The sequence below is a fragment of the Sphingobium ummariense RL-3 genome, assembly GCF_000447205.1.
GTDB lineage: Bacteria > Pseudomonadota > Alphaproteobacteria > Sphingomonadales > Sphingomonadaceae > Sphingobium > Sphingobium ummariense.
On the sequence record NZ_AUWY01000036.1, the window covers coordinates 1 to 1,460 of the forward strand.

The window sequence follows — 1,460 nt, forward strand, 5'->3', positions numbered from 1 at the left end:
GCGCAAAGGACAGGCTCGCCCCTGGTGCCTGCAGCCCGGCATCAGGGGCGAGGTGCGCCTTGTGGAGAGAGCTTTTGGCATTGGGCCCTCGGCGCTGACGGAGGCCATGGGCATGCTCAACCACCATTTCGCAGCAGCCGCCTGATCGGCGCAGAGCGACAGCCTACCTCTGACTGCCGCCAATCTTTGCAACAGAGCCCTCGAACCTGCCTTGGACAACGTTCGGCGAGGTGCGTGACCATGTCGTCGCGCATGTCGCAGCCTACAGCGGGGGCGGCACGACATGCGCCACGCAGATGACGTTCTACAGGCTTCGACGCGCGCTCGGGCTTGGCCGGCACGTCGGGCCGGATGCGCCGTTGGCGCCGCTGATCGGTGGGAAGCTGCGCCAAGCGTTCAGCGACCTGGAAGCCGATACCGACCTCAAGATGCCGGCGACGCGAGCCGGATGGCTTGGGATTGTCAGTGGTCTCTGCTTCGCTGTCGCGGTCGCGATCCTCGCCTTCACGACGCTGGCACCTCCCCTTCGCATCTTCGCTGCTGGAGCGAGCGCCTACGCGGGGCTATGGTTACGGCACCTCGACCGCCGGCGATTACCTCGGAGGTGCGACACTATCGGCGATCTCGCCCGACTGGTCACGGAGCAGAACCGTGGCAGGCTTGCCCGCGACGGCGCGCGCCTCACCGCCCCCGAGATTTGGCGGATCATCCAGCAACTGGCCGCCGAGGAGAGCGGGATCGACCCCGATCTGATTGGGTCGGAAACGACCTTCTTCCGAGCCAAAGTGCGAGCAGCCTGATCAATGGCTTACTGGATTGCATAGATTGATGCCGAGACACGGGACATTGCGTGGCGTCGGACTGACGGCTTTGGGTGCCGTTGTCGTCGCAGGCTCTTTCGTCGCTCTCGGATTGCGACCGGATGGGATCGCCAGCTACTATCGCGATACGCTGACTCCGGCAGGGTTTGCCATTTGGTTCTGCGGCTTCGTAGCCGCCACACTCGCTCCACCCGCCATAGCTGTACTCTGCTGGTTTGGCGCCATGCGGTTCCGCTACGGGTGGCTTCTCCACATCCTGCTTGTTCCTGCCACCTACGCCGCTGTGCGAGGATCAATCGCGCTCATGCTCGCGGTAGCAAGTGAGCCGGACAGCGATGGCCCAACGAGATGGGCTACCGATCCAGCAGTGATGCTGATGGTGGTTTGCCCCATCGTGTACTTTCTGATCTTGGGTTCCACAAAGCTGCGTGAGCATCGCGCATCAGCAAATGACTGCTAATCTCGACTTTGTAGTTGGCAGATACCATGAGCGGCCCTTTGCCGTTTGCGAGCAGACGCGGATGATGGCGAGCACATTGTCGGATAGCGTGAGCAGCATAGTCGGCTCGTTGTCAGGTAATCTGGGCAGGAAAAGGCGCTGTTTGCGAGCAGAAGCTGCTACGGTTGCAAGCGCCTACA

The 1,460-nt window shown here is 62.4% G+C and carries 2 protein-coding genes and 1 pseudogene; all 3 read left to right on the forward strand.

Annotation, left to right across the window (positions count from 1 at the left end):
• Positions 1–145 (forward strand): annotated as a pseudogene (locus tag M529_RS28890) (IS6 family transposase); the annotation flags it as partial.
• An 85-nt stretch (positions 146–230) separates the two neighbouring features.
• Positions 231–800 (forward strand): hypothetical protein, encoded by a 570-nt coding sequence (locus M529_RS28895; protein WP_236617642.1) that lies wholly within the window; start codon positions 231–233, stop codon positions 798–800.
• A 449-nt stretch (positions 801–1,249) separates the two neighbouring features.
• A partial coding sequence (locus tag M529_RS50195) for a hypothetical protein (RefSeq protein WP_216628565.1) occupies positions 1,250–1,460 on the forward strand: 211 nt, incomplete at its 3' end.